Origin of the sequence: Kocuria coralli (assembly GCF_008831305.1) — a bacterium.
Lineage (GTDB): Bacteria > Actinomycetota > Actinomycetes > Actinomycetales > Micrococcaceae > Kocuria > Kocuria coralli.
On sequence record NZ_ML708612.1, the window covers coordinates 1 to 14957 of the forward strand.

Genomic DNA, 14957 nt, shown 5'->3' on the forward strand with positions numbered 1-14957 from the left:
CCCATACAGGCCCTCCGGCGTCATCTGGACCAGCCCGGTGACGGGGTTGACGGTCCAGGCGAGGTCCCTGATCTTGTCCTCGACCAGAGCATCTGTGACGGTGCGGGCCGCGATCCGGGCCGGCCTCTTCCAGGCTCGGTAGGTCCGTGCAGCGATCACAAGGCCCTGCTGGCGCAGGACGGCAAGGATCGGCTCTACTGCATAGCCTTCGGCGCGCATCTCGTCGATGAAGGCGAGGATCAGCGGTTGCGGGGGTCGAGCTCCCCCGCGAAGAAAATCGAGGCCCGACGCAGGATCTCATTGTCCTCCCTCAGTCGCTTGACCTCGGACTTCAGGCGCTTGATCTCGGCTGACTCTTCACTGGTGACGCCGGGGCGGGTCCCGTCGTCGACCTCGGCCTGCGCCAGCCAGCGCCGCACGGACTCCCGCGAGACGCCCTCCTGACGGGCCACCGCAGTCGTCGCCGCGGTCAAGGTGGGGTACTCCTGGGCGTGCTCGCGCACGAGCCGCACGCACCTCGCGCGCAGCTGGGCATCGATCTTCTTCGGCATGCTGTCCATCCTCTCGGACTCAAACAGCAGCGGCATCAAACCCGGGCCGATTCAGGATGAGACGGATCGGCTTCTTGCCGTTCGCGAACCCGACCCCTCCCTCATTCGAGACGTGCCCCATGTCTGAGTAGAAGCCCCGCCACAGATCCCCCCGGATGACCGTCCGACCGAATGTAGGCAGGTAGTCGTCGGAGGTCCGGTAGTTCCGGTCCAGGGTGTAGATCTGCCAGATCTTGCCCTTGCTGGAGCGCGTGAGCCGGTACGTGCGACCATCGGTCTGATGCTCCACCCATCGTCCGACCGGGACGTCGACGTTTTTGCCGGAGACAGGAGGCGTGTCTGTGCGACCGATGCGGGTCAGGTTGTCGAGGATGAACTCTCGCGCCGCCTCAGATGCTGCCAGGAGCAGATCCATTCCCGGGGCCCCAATGAACGTCCCCTTGCGATTCCCGGATTCACGCACGAGATCGAACCGCTCAATGTCTGCACGCACGGCCGGTTCCTCGTCGAGCCTCTGGTACAGCAGTTCCGTGGTGCCGTCGTCGTTGAGCCACAACGGGTAGTTGGCGTCCCACTTCTCGATGCCATCATAGAGCGGGGTGTGCCTGACCTCGGTGTCGAACGCTGCTGTCCTCCGATAGATCAGGACGTACTCGACGTTCTTGACGATGGTGCCCTGCTGCGCGTTGGTGGTCTTCGGTCCGGAGGTCGTCGACATCTCGACCGCGAGCTGCGCGACCTGGTTCTCGACTCCGAAGATCTGATCCATGAGCATCCGGAGACGGTGCTGCTCATCGTCGCCGATCGAGACCATGATCGCGCCGGTCGACTTGAGGATGTCCTTCGCGACGCGCAGTCGCCGGTCCATGAACGCGAGCCACTTGGAGTGGCGATAGTTGTCGTCGTTGTCGACGAAGCTGTCGTTGTAGAGCCAGGGTGCTTTACCCCCGGTGTTGTACGGCGGGTCGATGTAGATGAGGTCGACCGCGCCCTTGTGCGTGTAGAGCAGCGACTCGAGAGCGTGGTAATTCTCGGCATTGATGACGGTGTGGAATGGCGTGTCACCGCCGCGCTCCTCGGGGTCACCCGAGGCCACGAGGCCGGGGTAGATCGGGTCGCGAAAGTCGGCGACGAAGACGAGGTCGACGAGAGCGCGCGACGCCTCGTCCTTTGTCCGCGGATCGACCAGGTCGGCGACCCTACCGCCCTTCGGGCCGGAGAAGCCAGTTACGATCCACGTGGCCGTCGACTCCGCCACGGTCTCGCCCCATGGCGGCAGGAAGCGCACCTTGTCCCCGACGGATATGGGACGTCCGGTAAGGGAGACCGACTCGGGCAGGTGCCGCTCAAAGCTGAGACCGAACTGCTGTCGGCTTTGCAGCGCGTCGATGTGCCGCCGGATCTCCTTGGCAGTGCCGGGGTCGGTCTGCGCGACGCGCTCAAGGAGCGATCGAAGTTCGTTGCTCACAGGCCAGTGCTCCCTCTCTCTACTTTGGTTAATCCTGCCGTAGCCCTGTGACAATCCGAGCACGCGACGTGGTTGAAGTTCTGTCTGGCTGGCTGAGTCGCCACCGAGCTACCTCGTCGCGTAGAACGCCACGGCCGCCGACGCCGCGACGTTCAGCGAGTCCACGCCGCGCATCATCGGGATCGTCACCCGACGGTCGAGCCGACGATCAGCCTGGCGCGTCAGCCCGTGTCCCTCCGTCCCGAACACCAGCGCCAGATGCGGGTGGTCCTCGGCAACCAGATCGTCGAGTGTGATCGCTCCCTCGCCAAGCGTCATGCCGGCCACGACGTACCCGTGCTCTTTGATCATGTCGATGTCGCCAGGCCACGAGTCGATGCGTGCCCACGGAACCTGGAACACCGTCCCCATCGAGACCCGGATCGAGCGGCGATACAGCGGGTCCGCGCAGCTGGGAGTGACCAGAACAGCGTCCACACCGATCGCCGCGGCGGACCTGAAAGCGGCACCAAGATTCGTATGGTCCACAATGTTCTCGAAGATCGCGATCCGTGACCGTGTCCTCATATTCGAGGAGAACTGCGGAGTTTCAGGACCGCCCACGTTCGTATGGTCGACCAGACCCTCCAGGATCGCGATACGGGAGCGTTTCTTGTGGTCCTGGGCCGTGGCCAGCAGTTCGCCGAGCGGGACCGGAACCGGGCGTTGCATCGCTGCGAGGGCGCCGCGGTGCAGATGGAAACCGGTGATGGCCTCCAGCACCTGGTCGTCCCCTATGAAGAGGGGAACCTCCGGATGGGCGTCGATCACATCCGCCAGGTCATGGACCCACTTCTCGGCCATGAAGAACGATCGAGGGCGGTGACCGGCGTCCAGGGCCCGGCGCAGGACCTTGGAGGACTCGGCCAGGTACATCCCCCGTTCCGGTTCGAGCTTGCGGCGCAAGGCCACGTCCGTGAGCGACGTGTAGTCGGCCACCCGCGGGTCATGGGCGTCGTCGAGCCGGATCATCTGGGGAAAGCGCGTTCCGAGCGGATCGACCGCCGATTCGTCGTCGTGACCCGGGCCAGCCCCCGGGTCCATCGCGGGCCCCGTCACAGGAGCTGACGGATCATGTTGCCCAGGGCCACCACACCGAGCACCACGATGACCGTGCGCAGCGCGATCGGCGACAGGCGCTGGCCGACCTTGGCGCCGACCCAGGAGCCGACGGTGGAGGAGATGGCGATCAGCACGACCACCCACCAGTCGAGGCGGTCGAAGGCGAAGATCACGTAGGAGACCGCTGCCACGATATTGACCACGGCCACCAGCACCGTCTTGACCGCGTTGGCGGACTGCATGGAGGCCATCAGGAAGACACCCAGGATGCCCAGGAGCAGCACCCCCTGGGCCGCCACAAAGTATCCGCCGTAGACACCGGCGAAGAACACGAGGACGTACAGGCTCAGCGGCTGCGCTTCCTTGTCGGGGTCCATGGGCTGGACCTCTTCGCCGCGTGCCTCGGCCTTTTCAGCCGCTTTCTGGGCCTGCTTCTCCTTGCTGGCCCTGACAGCTGACTGCAGGCGCGGCTGGAAGACCACGAAGCCCAGGGCCACTACGATCAGCACGGGAGCTACGTAGGCGAAGACCTCTTCCGGCAGGTGCATCAGCAGCGCCGCGCCGGCCACACCGCCCACCACGGAGCACGGGATCAGCTTGAGCAGGGTCCGCCCCACGCCCTTGAGCTTCTTCCGGTACCCCCACGCACCGGTCAGGTTGCCCGCGATCAGGCCCATGGCGTTGGACATCGTGGCGGTCACGGGGGGTACGCCCATGGTCACCAGGACGGGAAAGGTCACCAGGGTGCCCGATCCGACGATGGTATTGATCAGGCCGGCCCAGACACCGGCCACCAGAATCAGGGCTACCTGCCACCATTCGAAATCCAAGGTGGCGAACAGGTCATTGAGCCACTCCACGTACAACGCCTCCGGTTCTTGTGTGTTAAGCGCTGCATACGCGCATTAAGACAACCACCAGGAGGTGGGCTGGGAATCGAGTCGATTAATCCTGGCGGAAGGCGGCGAATCGCCGGCCGACTCGAACGAGCTTAAGCGGCAAACCGTAGGTTTGGGACAGCGCAGTGGGCGTCATCACATCGGCCACCGGCCCGGCCGCCACCACGGCGCCGTCGCGCATGAGCAGCGCGTGGGTGAAGTTCTCCGGCACCTCTTCGAGGTGGTGGGTGACCATGACGACGGCGGGCGCCGTGGCCGAGGCGGCCAGTTCGTCCAGGCGCACCACCAGGTCCTCCCGGCCGCCGACGTCGAGGCCGGAGGCCGGTTCGTCCAGCAGCAGCAGTTCGGGATCCGTCATCAGAGCGCGGGCGATCAGGACGCGCTTCTTCTCCCCCGAGGACAGCGATCCGAACTTCCGGTCCGCGAGCCCCTGGAGGTCCCAGTCCCTCAGGAGGACGTTGGCGCGATCGGTATCGGCGTCGTCGTACTGCTCCCGCCAGCGGCCGGCGACGCCCCATGCCGCGGTGACCACCGTATTGAACACGGTCTCGCGGGCGGGGATCTGCTCGGCCAGAGGAGCGGAGGTCAGGCCGATCCGCGGACGCAACTCGAAGACGTCCACACGGCCCAGGGTCTCGTCGAGGATCTCCGCGGATCCGCGCGTGGGGTGCAGGCGTGCCGCTGCGATGGACAGCAGCGTGGACTTGCCCGCTCCGTTGGGGCCCAGGACCACCCAGCGTTCGCTGTCGTTGACCGTCCAGGACACGTGGTCCAGCAATTTCTTCTCACCGCGGACGAGGTCAATATCGGTCATTTTCAGGACGGCGCTCATGGCCACAACTCTAGTGCTGCGTACAGGGTGCGGGCCCGCGGGACGGTCCGCGAGTCGGGCACCGGTTCCAGGAATTCGCCCACACGGCTACGGGCGATAGAATCCGGGCCATGACCGACGAACTCGCCGTGATCGCACTGTCCAGAACGCCCGAGCCGGAGGATGCCGACAGGATTCTCGCGGAGCTCGAGGACGCCGGTGCCACGGTGGAGCAGTACGGCCGGGTCCGCGTGACCGCCACCGCCTCCAGCGGCGGCGAGGACTCCGAGGCGACCGGGTACTCCGCCATGACGGTGCGCGTGGCGGGCGGTGACCTCGAGGCGCTCAGGAAGCGCATGCGCCCCGACCCCGAGGGTTTCCGCTGGCACAGCGTCGACGTCAACGTGATCCCCCAGGCGCTGTTCGATCCGGACGCCAAGAAGCTCCTGGTCGTCGACGTCGACTCCACCCTGATCCAGCAGGAGGTCATCGACCTGCTGGCCGGCCACGTCGGACGCCAGGAGGAGGTCGCTGCGGTCACCGAGCGCGCCATGCGCGGCGAGATCGACTTCGCGCGATCGCTGCAGGAGCGCGTGGCCGTGCTGGAGGGCGTTCCCGAAAGCGTCCTGGACGAGGTGATCTCCCAGGTCCGGCTGAGCATCGGCGCCCGCGTCCTGGTGGAGACCTTCCATCGCGCAGGGCACACCGTGGGCGCGGTCTCCGGCGGATTCAACCAGATCCTCGCTCCCCTGGCGGAGAAGCTGGGTCTGGACCACTATCGGGCCAATGACCTCGAAATCGTCGATGGGCACCTGACGGGCCGTGTGCTGGGCGAGGTCGTGGATGCGGACGTCAAGGAACGCATGCTCAAGCAGTGGGCTGCCGAAGACGGCGTGAGCCCCGAGCAGGTGATCGCGGTGGGCGACGGCGCCAACGACGCGAAGATGCTCTCCAGCGCCGCCGTCGGCATCTCCTTCAACGGCAAACCGCTCCTGCGGCAGTCCGCCGACGCGCAGATCAACATGCCGAACCTGGACTCCGTACGGTTCTTCGCCGACCTCTGATCCGCTCGGATCTCCGATCCGTCTCCGCTGATGTCCCGTGACGCCTCCGGGACCTCCGGTGACGATGTCACGACGTGAACGACGACGCCGGGGTGGCCCCGTTCTGTCCGATGGACAGGCGGGCCACCCCGGCGTCGTGAAGAGGGAGTGTCAGCCGACCGGCTGCGGTGCGCCGCCGTCGGCCGGGAAGTCCCCCGAGCCGCCCGCCAGCTCGATGTGACCGGTCGCGACGTCCGCGGTGACCATCTTGGCGATCTCCTGGGCGAACTCGTTGACCGAGAGCAGCTTGCCGGCGGCCTCGCGCCGGGCCTCCAGGGCGCCGGGCTGGGCGCGGTTGAGCAGGGTGGCCGTGACGGTCCCCTCGATCATGTCGCCCGAGACCACCACGAAATCCACGCCCTGCTCCGTCATCTCCGGGACCCGGGAGGTGAGCTGGTCCTCGCCGGCGCGCTTGGAGGTGGCCACGTCCACGTAGGCCTCCATGGTCTCGACCTCGCGGATGAAATGCGCCTGGTGGCTGGTCACGAACACCACGCGACCGCCGTCGGTCAGGTAGTTCAGGGCGACGCTCAGGGCGTCGTTCTGGGCGTCGCGGTTCAACCGCATCGCGTAGTCCTCGCCCATCCCGGACTCCATGCCGCCGGAGGCGTTGAGGATCACCCCGTCCACGGCGCCGAAGGCTTCGACGGCCTGGTCGAACATGGCCTTCACGGAATCCTGGTCGGTCAGGTCGGCGCCCACGGCGATGGCCTTGCCGCCGGCCTCCTCGATCTCCTTGACCACCTTGTTGGCCCGCGGAGCCTTCTGCCGGTAGTTGACGACGACGTTGGCGCCCTCCCCCGCCAGAATCTTCGCGGTGTCGGCTCCCACGCCTCGGGAGGATCCGGTGATCACGATGGTCTTTCCTGCCACAGACTTCATGCGCGCAGCTCCTTGCGTATCGGGTTCGGGTTCTTCACAACGCTCTTCACGGCGCTTCGGCTCGAAAGCCTAACCAACGGTCGGCTCAGAGACCCATGGCCAGGCCGCCGTCGACGCGGATGACGGTGCCGTTGACGTAGCCGGCCCCCGGGGAAGCGAGCCACTGCACGGCATTGGCCACTTCCTCGGCGTCGCCGAAACGACCCGCGGGGATGCTCGCCTTGTAGGTGGCGGTGACGTCCCCGGGCAGCTCGGCGGTCATGTCGGTGGTGATGTAGCCGGGGGCCACCACGTTGGCGGTGACGTTGCGAGCACCGAGCTCACGGGTGATGGCGCGGGCCATGCCGGTCAGACCCGCCTTCGATGAGGCGTAGTTCGCCTGGCCCGGGGCGCCGGTGAAGCCCACCACGGAGGAGATGAAGATGATGCGGCCGCGCTTGAGCTTCAGGAAGCCCTTGGTCGCGCGCTTGGCCACCCGGAAAGCCCCCACGAGGTTGGTGTCCAGGACCGAGGTGAAGTCGTCCTCGCTCATGCGCATCAGCAAGGTGTCCTTGGTGATGCCGGCGTTGGCCACGAGCACCTCCACGGGACCCCAGGTCTTCTCGATCTCCTTGAAGGCGGCGTCCACGGAGTCCGTGGAGCTGACATCGCACTGCACGGCGTCCACGCCCTCGGGTGCCGCACCCGTCCGATAGGTGATGATCACGCGATCGCCCTGCGCGCGGAAGGCATCTGCGATGCACTTGCCGATCCCTCGGTTACCTCCGGTCACCAGGACGACGCGGGGCTCGGTGGTTTCGGGTGTTGCAACTGCCATGGGAGCTGGAGGCCTTTCGGTCTGAAGAATCTGTCTCGCCGGTCGCGGTGTCCGGCGCAGCCGCACCCGGGCGGCGTTCAGCCCCCTGCGATGCCAGGGGCCCGCATCACATTACCGTCACGACCCTGGGGATTCCTTGGGCGCGCCCAACCATGCTGGGTCCGGCGTATTGTGCGAACCGGCCAGGGTGATCGCAAGCACCTGTCACTTCCTTAGATTCGCTGTGTGGCGCAGGCTGTACGAGAGAGGAGAAGGCGGATGGCATCCGAAGGTTTCGAGGCACCGGACGTTCAGCACTTCATCGAACTCCTGCGCTCCGCCGGCGCAATGGACGGTGGCGGCGGCCTGGATGACATTTGGCGTCGACCAGAACCACAGCTTCTACCCGTCCCCGCTACGGTGCGAGCCTTCCGCTTGCGCGTCGATCTGCTGGGGACGAAACCCCCGGTGTGGCGGCGTATCGAGGTTCCCGGAGACATCACCCTCCCCCGGCTGCACGAGGTCATCCAGACGACCATGGGGTGGACGGACAGCCACCTCCATCGTTTCCGTACGAGCAACAGCCGCAACGCCCCCGAGTTCCTGACGCAGTTCGACCTCGATGAAGGCGACGAAGGCCTGCTCGAAGACGATGTACGCCTCGACCAGGTCATTGCGGCCGAGGGCGACAGGCTCTGGTACGACTACGACTTCGGCGATGACTGGGAGCATGTACTGCGCGTGGAGAAGGTCCTCGAGACTCCTCCCCCGGCCCCCGTGTGCCTCGGAGGCAAGCGCGCCTGTCCACCGGAGGACTGCGGCGGGACGTGGGGTTACAGCGAACTCGCCGACTGGGTGCGTAGCGACTACGGTGACGCCCACATCCCGGACGTGTTCGACAGTCCCGAAGATGGCCGGGCATGGCTGCCCGTAGGCTGGCATCCCGATGCCTTCGACGTGAACGAGACCAACGAGCTGCTCACCGCGCTCATAGCTGAACCGGTTCCCGTGGTGAAAGAACTCGCATCTCTGCTCGAGTTCTCGGGACAGCGCGGTGCACGCGGGCTGCGCCAGACGCTCGTGCAGCCGTCCATGTACGGCCCGACCGAGATCAGCACGGATGCGGCTGCCGAAGTCATTGAGCCGTTCCAGATCCTGCTCGATGTCATCGGCAATGGCTCAGACCTCACCGGCGCGGGGTACCTGAAGCCAGCGGCCGTCGAGCAGATCGCACAGCGCACCGGTATCACCCGGTGGTGGATCGGGAAGACGAATCGTGAAGACCTCACCTTTCCGGTCGCGGAACTGCGAGCCACGGCGCGAGCTCTGGGCCTCATCTCCGTCCGCGAGGGCCGCATCGCCCCCACCCAGGTGATCAAACGCCACGCGGGCGACCCTCAGGCGATCCTGCGTCACATCACCGGCCGTCTCCCGCTCGGACGTTCTGCCGCCGAGCGGCACGCCGGCTGGGCTGCTCTCGCCGTCGTCGGAAGCGAGAGGCCCGCAGAGCTGTGGGATGCGAGCATCAGCGCGCTCATGTTCGACCTCGGCTGGGGCATCCGGGGCAACCCGTACGCGGCTCCTCCGGCCGACAGCCCCACGCTCGCCGCGCTCACGCTACTCGCAGGCGCTACGCATGAGCGCGGGCGCCTGCATGGCGTGAACGCCGCCGTCGCGGCAGTTGCCCGGATCGTCATCCGAGGCTGAGACAAGGGCCAGTGCCCACCTACCCGTATTTCCCTGCGGTACCTGTACTTCACCTGCCGGTCGTCACGTCAAGTTCGAAGGCCGGGGCTGTTCTGCGGGTTGTCGCGCGGGTTGATTCGATCTCATTCGAACCCCGCGAGAGGGTTTAGGGCCCCGTTTCGGACCCCGCTGGAAGGCCAGTCATTGCTTTGTTCATCTCGAGCTTCTTTGGACGGCCGTCAGAAACCATCACAGGTGCCGCCTATCTGTACCGGATTCCGTCGACCCCGAAACCGTCATAGGCGCTTCGCGGCTCCAGCCGCGTTCCGTGGGGTTCCATACGGCTTCAGCATCCAAGCCGCTGAGCACCGGATCGACGAAGACTGCGACGGCAGCTACCGCGTCGGAGAACCGAGGCGGGAGACTCGCACCCACCTCGCCCAGACTTTTCCGGTAAGGGACATAGGTCGAGTCGCGTAGCTCCCCGAGCCCGTCAGCGGCACGTGCCAGCGGGATCAGGGCAGTTCCTCGAAACTCGGCAGTTGCCGTGAGTGCGTCGCGCAGCAATCCGCACTGCACGACCTGGGTACCAGTCAGGAGATAGGTGTCGGCGAAATCGCGCACGCGAGTGTTCGCTCTTCCCAGCTCGATTGCGGTAACGAGCTTCTCTGCGAGCACGGTTTCGATCGGGTATCCGAGGATGCGGACCGATGGGGAATCTGGCCGCAACGCCGGCAGTTCGACTGTGCGCGGAGCCGGAGTGACGGGGTCACCGAAGTTGATGTCCAAGCGCAGCTTCACCTGCGCAGTGGCGAGTTGCGCGGTCATCGTCACTCGCACGCCCGAGTACAGGGCGTCATCGCGGATCACCGCGGTCGTGATGGTCTCGGGCAGGAACTCCACGCCGTCGTCCGGATCTGCAATCGCGGCAATCTCAGCGACGCGGCGAGCGACTGTCTCGTCGTCGGCGGCCATGTTGCGGGCGAGCGCGTCGGCATCGACGGTTGGGCGGCGGTACCGAATGAGGCCAGCAGCATCCCGCCCTTCAAGATGAAGTCATCGGCGTACGCGGAGCGCGACATACGCGAGAGCCACCGTTCGACGACGTACATCGTGAGGAGTTCTTGCGTTCCCCGCTTCTGACGGCGGGCCTGGTTCTGCAGGTCGAGGTATGCGCGGCCCGCAGCGCTGTCGCGTGTCGGCCGGCTCATCGGGCACTCGCAATATCGAGGGCCACGCGCATGGGACCAAACGTCCCCAGCGCTTCCGCGTAGTCCAGCAGCAACGCGGGCCGCGCGCCCGGCCCGGTCAGGTAGCGGTGCAGTGCGGCGTGCGCGATCGGCTCGCCAAGGCGCCTCCGAAATCTCATGAGATCCACCACCGTCCTCGCCGCATCGTAGATGCGCACCGGTTCTCCCGGCCCCGCCTCGAATGATGTCAGCCCGAGGTCGAATGTCGCCTCGTCGAAACGAAACACCGTCACGGGAGGGTATGTGATCACCGGCGTATGCGATCGTTTGGGCACCGCGATCTGCGCTGATGGCGGCATCTCATCCGTCAGGTCGTGGATCGCCGCCGCCGACATGCAGCACACGATGGCGCGAGGAGCCCGGTGCGCCACGGCGATCATGTCTGGGTACGACGCCGGGGGCGCGTCCGCTCGACGAAAGACCCCGCGCGAGAGTTCGATGATCAGCCCGTCATCGCGCCAGGCGTAGAGGTCCCGAGGATGCACCCCGTGGGCCCGCGAGGTCTCCGTCGTGAACGTCGACGGAAGTGACTCCTTCAACTCCTTCATGGATACAATCCTTGCACGGACCACTCGACTATGTGTGGTTTTTATCCACCTCTGGTCACGTGTTCTTCTCGCTCTGATCGACAGCACCATGCCCACGACGACATTCCGGCTTCGGTTGATCGCCGTATAAGACTCATGCGCCACCCTTGTTCAAATCCTTGCTGTTGTTCCTCCAGGTTTGCAAGGCTAGAGCCCACCCTCAGCGGCGCCTCGTCGATGTCGATTTCAGGCTGGCCCAACAGCTCCAGAGGGGTGAGACCGGCGGGCGCTACGGAGGTCGCCGCTGCGGACAGGACACTCTGTGCTCCGTCGGTCGTGTCTACCCAGGCGAAGTAGGACGGCCGGTCATCGGTGTCCCTGTTCTTGTTCAAGAATGCGGCGAGTTTTTCCCGCCCAGGGGTTAAGCTCGGCCCTCGGCGGGTGCACAATGAACTGATGGATTCATCAGTTTCCTGATCATTTTCTGAGCAGTGAGGAGGTAACTCGTGGCACGGCGTTACCTCACCCCGGAAGACCTCGCGGAGATCCAGGCCGGCGGGCACGGCACCCAGGTCCGGCCGTCCGGCGCGCAAGGCGGCCGCCGAGCAGGGCGCGGATCCCCCGAGACGGTGCATTCGATCACCTCCACCCCCGAGGCCCATTCGGCCGACATGGGCCGGAGGATGAAGGTCTACTCGGTGCAGATGGCATTGCGCGTGGCCTGCTTCTTCGGTTTCGTGTTCATCGACAACGTCTGGTGGCGCATCGCCTGCGTGGTGGGCATGGTGTTCCTGCCCTGGTCGGCCGTCCTCCTGGCCAACGCGGGCGCCGACAAGTCCGAGCGCGGTTCCAGCTACCTCGGCCCGGATCTGCAACCCGAGCTCACAGCGGCATCCGGCGGACCGGCGTCGGAATCCGACGACGACGCGACGGACTCCGACGATCCGGCCCGCGATCGAGGTGAGGCGCAGGACCCGTCCACGGATGAGTCGTCGCCCCGTCCCAGCGGGGACCTCGGGCCGGACGTGGTCGAGGGCGAATGGTCCGCCGACCCATCCTCCGATCGAGACCGCTAAACTGGACGGACGCCGTCCAGGTGATCCGTCGTCGCGGGGACCGCATGGCCCCGTCCGTTTGGCACCCATCCTCGGCACTGAATCACCAGCGCCCACCATCAAGCAGGAGCAATACGTCCCCATGTCCTTCGATCTCCTGGGATCCCTGTCAGGGGGCCCGCAGAACCCCGAAGGGCAGTCGGAGCAGCCCGCCGGCCCGGAGATCGTGCAGTGTTCACGTCGCGGTTGCCGGGCTCGTGCCACCTGGCGTCTGGAATGGAACAACCCCAAGATCCACACCCCCGCTCGGCGCAAGGTCTGGACCGCGTGCGATGAGCACCGTGAGCATCTCGCCGAGTTCCTGCGCCTGAGAGGCTTCCTCAAGGACGTCCTGCCGATCGATGCGCCGGAGGCCTCCGGCGCTGCGGATACCCCGGAGGGATCCCGGTGAGGGAGAAGATCGCCGCCTACTCCTTCCTGCTCTCCGGCCGGTGGATCGCCTGGTTCCTGCTCTGCTGCATCGGGGCGGTCCTGTGCCTCTATCTGGGCTCCTGGCAGATGTCCCGCGCCGATGCCATGACGGCTCGCAACGACCTGATCGTCAACAACTACGACGCCGCTCCGCTCACGGACGACGACGCGGTCGGCGCCCTGACCGGTTTCGACGGCTCCCAGCAGTGGCATCCGGTCGAGCTGACCGGCTCCTACCTGCCTGAAGACACTCTGGTGGTCCGCAACCGTGCCCACGAGGGCGTGATCGGCTACGAGGTCCTGGTGCCGTTCCAGGTCACCTCCGGGGAGATCGTGGCCCTGGACCGGGGCTGGATCCCGACGTCCGAGGCGGGAGACGGATCGCCGTCGGAGATCCCCGCCCCGCCCGCCGGCGAGGTCACCGTGACGGCCCGCCTGCAACCGGCCGAGACCGACCTGCGGCGCGACTCCGCCGAGGGCCAGATCGCGTCGGTCTCCGTGGAGCAGGCCGCGGAGCTGACCGGGCTGCCGCTGGTCACGGATGCGTACGGGCAGGTGGCGACGGAGGAGCCGGCTCCGGCGGCCGCTCCCGAGTCGTTCTCCATGCCGGACCTGGACTACGGGCCCAATCTGTCCTACGCGCTGCAGTGGGACGCTTTCGCGGTACTGGTCTTCGTGGCCTACGGGTACTCGGCGCGGCAGAAGGTCCGTAACGATCAGTGGGACCGCGAATACGCGGCGCAGATCGAGGACGAGCTGTCGCGCTACTACGACGACCACGGCAACTTCGTCTCCCAGGGCGACGGGATGACTGAGGAGGACGTGGTGCGTCGTCTGGAGATGGTCGACGACATGCCGGCCCACCTGAAGGACATCATGCGGCCCAAGCGGGTCAAGCGGACCTTCTCCGTCGTCGATGCAGAGGAAGAGGACGCCCTGCTCGAGGCCTACGAATCCCGCCGCTAGCCGCTTTTCTCTTCCCCCCATCCCGGCCGAGTGGTGAGTTGAGCCGCCCATCGACGTCGAGAAGCGGCTCAACTCACCACTCGGCGGAATTTTCGCCCTCCTGTGTCACCGCTTCGGTGAGCGGCGGGGTGCTATTTTCACTCCATGCACGCAACGACGCCCGGTACCGACGATCAGGGAGGCCGGACGGAGGACGTGACTTTCACCTGGGACGATGCCCAGGCCGAGAGAGTCCACCTGACGATGAACCGGGTGACGGACAAGGCGGACTACGAGCGCGGCCTCATGCACCGGGTGCCCGGCACGGATACCTGGCCCCTGACCCTGCGATTGCCCACCGCGCTGCGTGCCTCCTACGGGTTCACGCCGCTCGGGGCGGGAGAATAACCACCGCAGGGGCCTCCCCTGATCACCCGCACATTCTGGGACCCCCGCAATCCCGATCCTCCGCTGCGCCGTCAGGGACCCCACGGGACATCGATTCACACCGGCTCGCAGGCTCCGCCGCAACCGGAATGGCGCACCGGTCGCGGACCTCTTGAACGGCACGTCGGAGAACGCCTCGAAGGGCGCATCGTCGAGGACTCTCTCGAGGTGCCCCGCGGGAGCGGCCCGCGCAGGCACCTGCTCTACCTGCCGGCACCGGATGCCCAGGAACAGAGCGTCAGCACCTCCGGATTGCCCCTGCTCGTCCTGTTCGACGCCGAGGTCTGGTTCGACGAACTCGGTCTCCCTCACGCTCTGGAAGCCGCGGTGAGGGCCGGCCGCCTGCCGCCGCTCGCCGTCCTGGGCCTGACCACCTCCGGCCGGGCGGACCGGTTCCGGTCCCTGGGGGCGAACTCAGCCTTCCTCGCGGGCGTCGCGGAGACCTCCATCCCGTGGGCGGAACGGGCAGCCGTCGCACAGGGTATCCTCCTGGCCGGGCGCGATCGCCGGATCCTGGCCGGTCAGAGCCTGGGAGGGTTATCCGCGCTGGTGGGAGCGCTGGAGCTCCCCGACGCCTTCGGAGCCGCCCTGGCTCATTCCGCGTCCTTATGGTGGGAGCACCAGGAGGCCGGCCCGGAGGGGTTCATGCCGGCCCCGCCGCGGTTCGACCGCGAACCGGGGAACAACTGGATCACCGCACGGTTCCGCGAGGCCTCCGCCCGGGACGTCAGGATCCGGCTGGAAGTGGGGACACGGGAGGGGCCCGCCGCTGCACACAACCGCGCCCTCCATCGCGTGCTGCTGGAGTGCGGCTGGGAGAGCGAGCAGCATCTCTACGAGGGCGGTCACGACTGGGCCTGCTGGCGGGGATGCCTGATCGACGGCCTCGACTGGGCGCTCTCCCCGCCCACTCCTACCGAGTAGTGAGTTGGACCGCCCATCAGCGCTGATGGGCGGTCCAACTC

15 protein-coding genes and 1 pseudogene are annotated in these 14957 nt (G+C 66.5%); 7 read left to right on the forward strand and 9 right to left on the reverse strand.

Translation table 11 applies throughout. From position 1 onward, the window contains the following. From FCK90_RS15655 to FCK90_RS03305, 5 genes and pseudogenes are all read right to left on the reverse strand, one after another. A pseudogene (locus tag FCK90_RS15655) lies at positions 1-551 on the reverse strand (transposase family protein); the annotation flags it as partial. A gap of 19 nt (positions 552-570) precedes the next feature. After that, a complete protein-coding gene (locus FCK90_RS03290; RefSeq protein ID WP_158032882.1) occupies positions 571-2082 on the reverse strand; it encodes a DNA methyltransferase in 1512 nt (503 codons plus the stop codon). A gap of 45 nt (positions 2083-2127) precedes the next feature. Then, on the reverse strand, positions 2128-3030 hold the full coding sequence (locus FCK90_RS03295) for a TrmH family RNA methyltransferase (RefSeq protein WP_158033052.1): 903 nt from the start codon (positions 3028-3030) through the stop codon (positions 2128-2130). Positions 3031-3113: 83 nt separating this feature from the next. Further along, positions 3114-3980, reverse strand: coding sequence for a sulfite exporter TauE/SafE family protein (locus FCK90_RS03300; RefSeq protein ID WP_158032883.1), 867 nt, complete (start codon positions 3978-3980; stop codon positions 3114-3116). Positions 3981-4065: 85 nt separating this feature from the next. After that, positions 4066-4851 carry an ABC transporter ATP-binding protein gene (locus FCK90_RS03305; protein ID WP_158032884.1) on the reverse strand — a complete coding sequence of 262 codons (786 nt, stop codon included), beginning with the start codon at positions 4849-4851 and terminating at the stop codon, positions 4066-4068. A gap of 110 nt (positions 4852-4961) precedes the next feature. Between FCK90_RS03305 and serB the strand changes: the two genes are divergently transcribed. Then, positions 4962-5894: a phosphoserine phosphatase SerB gene (serB, locus tag FCK90_RS03310; RefSeq protein WP_158032885.1), complete on the forward strand. Its 933-nt coding sequence runs from the start codon at positions 4962-4964 to the stop codon at positions 5892-5894. Positions 5895-6044: 150 nt separating this feature from the next. On the opposite strand, the gene FCK90_RS03315 is transcribed toward serB, so the two are convergent. Both FCK90_RS03315 and fabG read right to left on the reverse strand, forming a co-directional pair. Next, positions 6045-6815 carry an SDR family oxidoreductase gene (locus tag FCK90_RS03315; protein ID WP_158032886.1) on the reverse strand — a complete coding sequence of 257 codons (771 nt, stop codon included), beginning with the start codon at positions 6813-6815 and terminating at the stop codon, positions 6045-6047. Between the two features lie 85 nt (positions 6816-6900). Then, the gene (gene fabG / locus FCK90_RS03320; protein WP_158032887.1) at positions 6901-7632 is read right to left on the reverse strand and encodes a 3-oxoacyl-ACP reductase FabG; all 732 of its coding nucleotides are present in this window, start codon (positions 7630-7632) and stop codon (positions 6901-6903) included. Positions 7633-7890: 258 nt separating this feature from the next. Between fabG and FCK90_RS03325 the strand changes: the two genes are divergently transcribed. Then, positions 7891-9318 (forward strand): plasmid pRiA4b ORF-3 family protein, encoded by a 1428-nt coding sequence (locus FCK90_RS03325; protein ID WP_220433260.1) that lies wholly within the window; start codon positions 7891-7893, stop codon positions 9316-9318. A 228-nt stretch (positions 9319-9546) separates the two neighbouring features. Here FCK90_RS03325 and FCK90_RS03330 read toward each other — a convergent pair whose 3' ends face one another. Together FCK90_RS03330 and FCK90_RS03335 are read right to left on the reverse strand one after the other, a co-directional pair. After that, a complete protein-coding gene (locus FCK90_RS03330) occupies positions 9547-10272 on the reverse strand; it encodes a nucleotidyl transferase AbiEii/AbiGii toxin family protein (RefSeq protein ID WP_220433261.1) in 726 nt (241 codons plus the stop codon). 232 nt (positions 10273-10504) lie between these two features. Beyond that, on the reverse strand, positions 10505-11095 hold the full coding sequence (locus tag FCK90_RS03335) for a type IV toxin-antitoxin system AbiEi family antitoxin domain-containing protein (protein WP_158032888.1): 591 nt from the start codon (positions 11093-11095) through the stop codon (positions 10505-10507). A 485-nt stretch (positions 11096-11580) separates the two neighbouring features. On the opposite strand from FCK90_RS03335, the gene FCK90_RS03340 reads away from it, so the two are divergent. The 5 genes from FCK90_RS03340 (at position 11581) to FCK90_RS03360 (ending at position 14916) form a co-directional block, all read left to right on the forward strand. After that, entirely contained in the window at positions 11581-12150 is a 570-nt protein-coding gene (locus FCK90_RS03340) for a DUF3099 domain-containing protein (RefSeq protein ID WP_246179946.1), read from the forward strand. 121 nt (positions 12151-12271) lie between these two features. Beyond that, the gene (locus FCK90_RS03345; protein WP_220433262.1) at positions 12272-12580 is read left to right on the forward strand and encodes a hypothetical protein; all 309 of its coding nucleotides are present in this window, start codon (positions 12272-12274) and stop codon (positions 12578-12580) included. Further along, positions 12577-13566: an SURF1 family cytochrome oxidase biogenesis protein gene (locus FCK90_RS03350; RefSeq protein WP_246179947.1), complete on the forward strand. Its 990-nt coding sequence runs from the start codon at positions 12577-12579 to the stop codon at positions 13564-13566. Before FCK90_RS03345 ends, FCK90_RS03350 begins: the two co-directional genes overlap by 4 nt. A 144-nt stretch (positions 13567-13710) precedes the next feature. After that, positions 13711-13953, forward strand: a complete 243-nt coding sequence (locus FCK90_RS03355) for an enterochelin esterase domain-containing protein (protein ID WP_158032889.1) — start codon at positions 13711-13713, stop codon at positions 13951-13953. Positions 13954-14160: 207 nt separating this feature from the next. Beyond that, positions 14161-14916, forward strand: a complete 756-nt coding sequence (locus FCK90_RS03360; RefSeq protein WP_181954177.1) for an alpha/beta hydrolase — start codon at positions 14161-14163, stop codon at positions 14914-14916. The last annotated feature ends 41 nt before the right edge of the window (positions 14917-14957 follow it).

Bases quoted from the DNA above. Each gene is read 5' to 3' on its own strand.
- FCK90_RS03295 (WP_158033052.1), bottom strand. From the start codon at position 3,030: ATGATCCGGCTCGACGACGCCCATGACCCGCGGGTGGCCGACTACACG.
- FCK90_RS03305 (WP_158032884.1), bottom strand. From the start codon at position 4,851: ATGAGCGCCGTCCTGAAAATGACCGATATTGACCTCGTCCGCGGTGAG.
- serB (WP_158032885.1), top strand. From the start codon at position 4,962: ATGACCGACGAACTCGCCGTGATCGCACTGTCCAGAACGCCCGAGCCG.
- FCK90_RS03315 (WP_158032886.1), bottom strand. From the start codon at position 6,815: ATGAAGTCTGTGGCAGGAAAGACCATCGTGATCACCGGATCCTCCCGA.
- fabG (WP_158032887.1), bottom strand. From the start codon at position 7,632: ATGGCAGTTGCAACACCCGAAACCACCGAGCCCCGCGTCGTCCTGGTG.
- FCK90_RS03325 (WP_220433260.1), top strand. From the start codon at position 7,891: ATGGCATCCGAAGGTTTCGAGGCACCGGACGTTCAGCACTTCATCGAA.
- FCK90_RS03330 (WP_220433261.1), bottom strand. From the start codon at position 10,272: ATGGCCGCCGACGACGAGACAGTCGCTCGCCGCGTCGCTGAGATTGCC.
- FCK90_RS03335 (WP_158032888.1), bottom strand. From the start codon at position 11,095: ATGAAGGAGTTGAAGGAGTCACTTCCGTCGACGTTCACGACGGAGACC.
- FCK90_RS03345 (WP_220433262.1), top strand. From the start codon at position 12,272: ATGTCCTTCGATCTCCTGGGATCCCTGTCAGGGGGCCCGCAGAACCCC.
- FCK90_RS03355 (WP_158032889.1), top strand. From the start codon at position 13,711: ATGCACGCAACGACGCCCGGTACCGACGATCAGGGAGGCCGGACGGAG.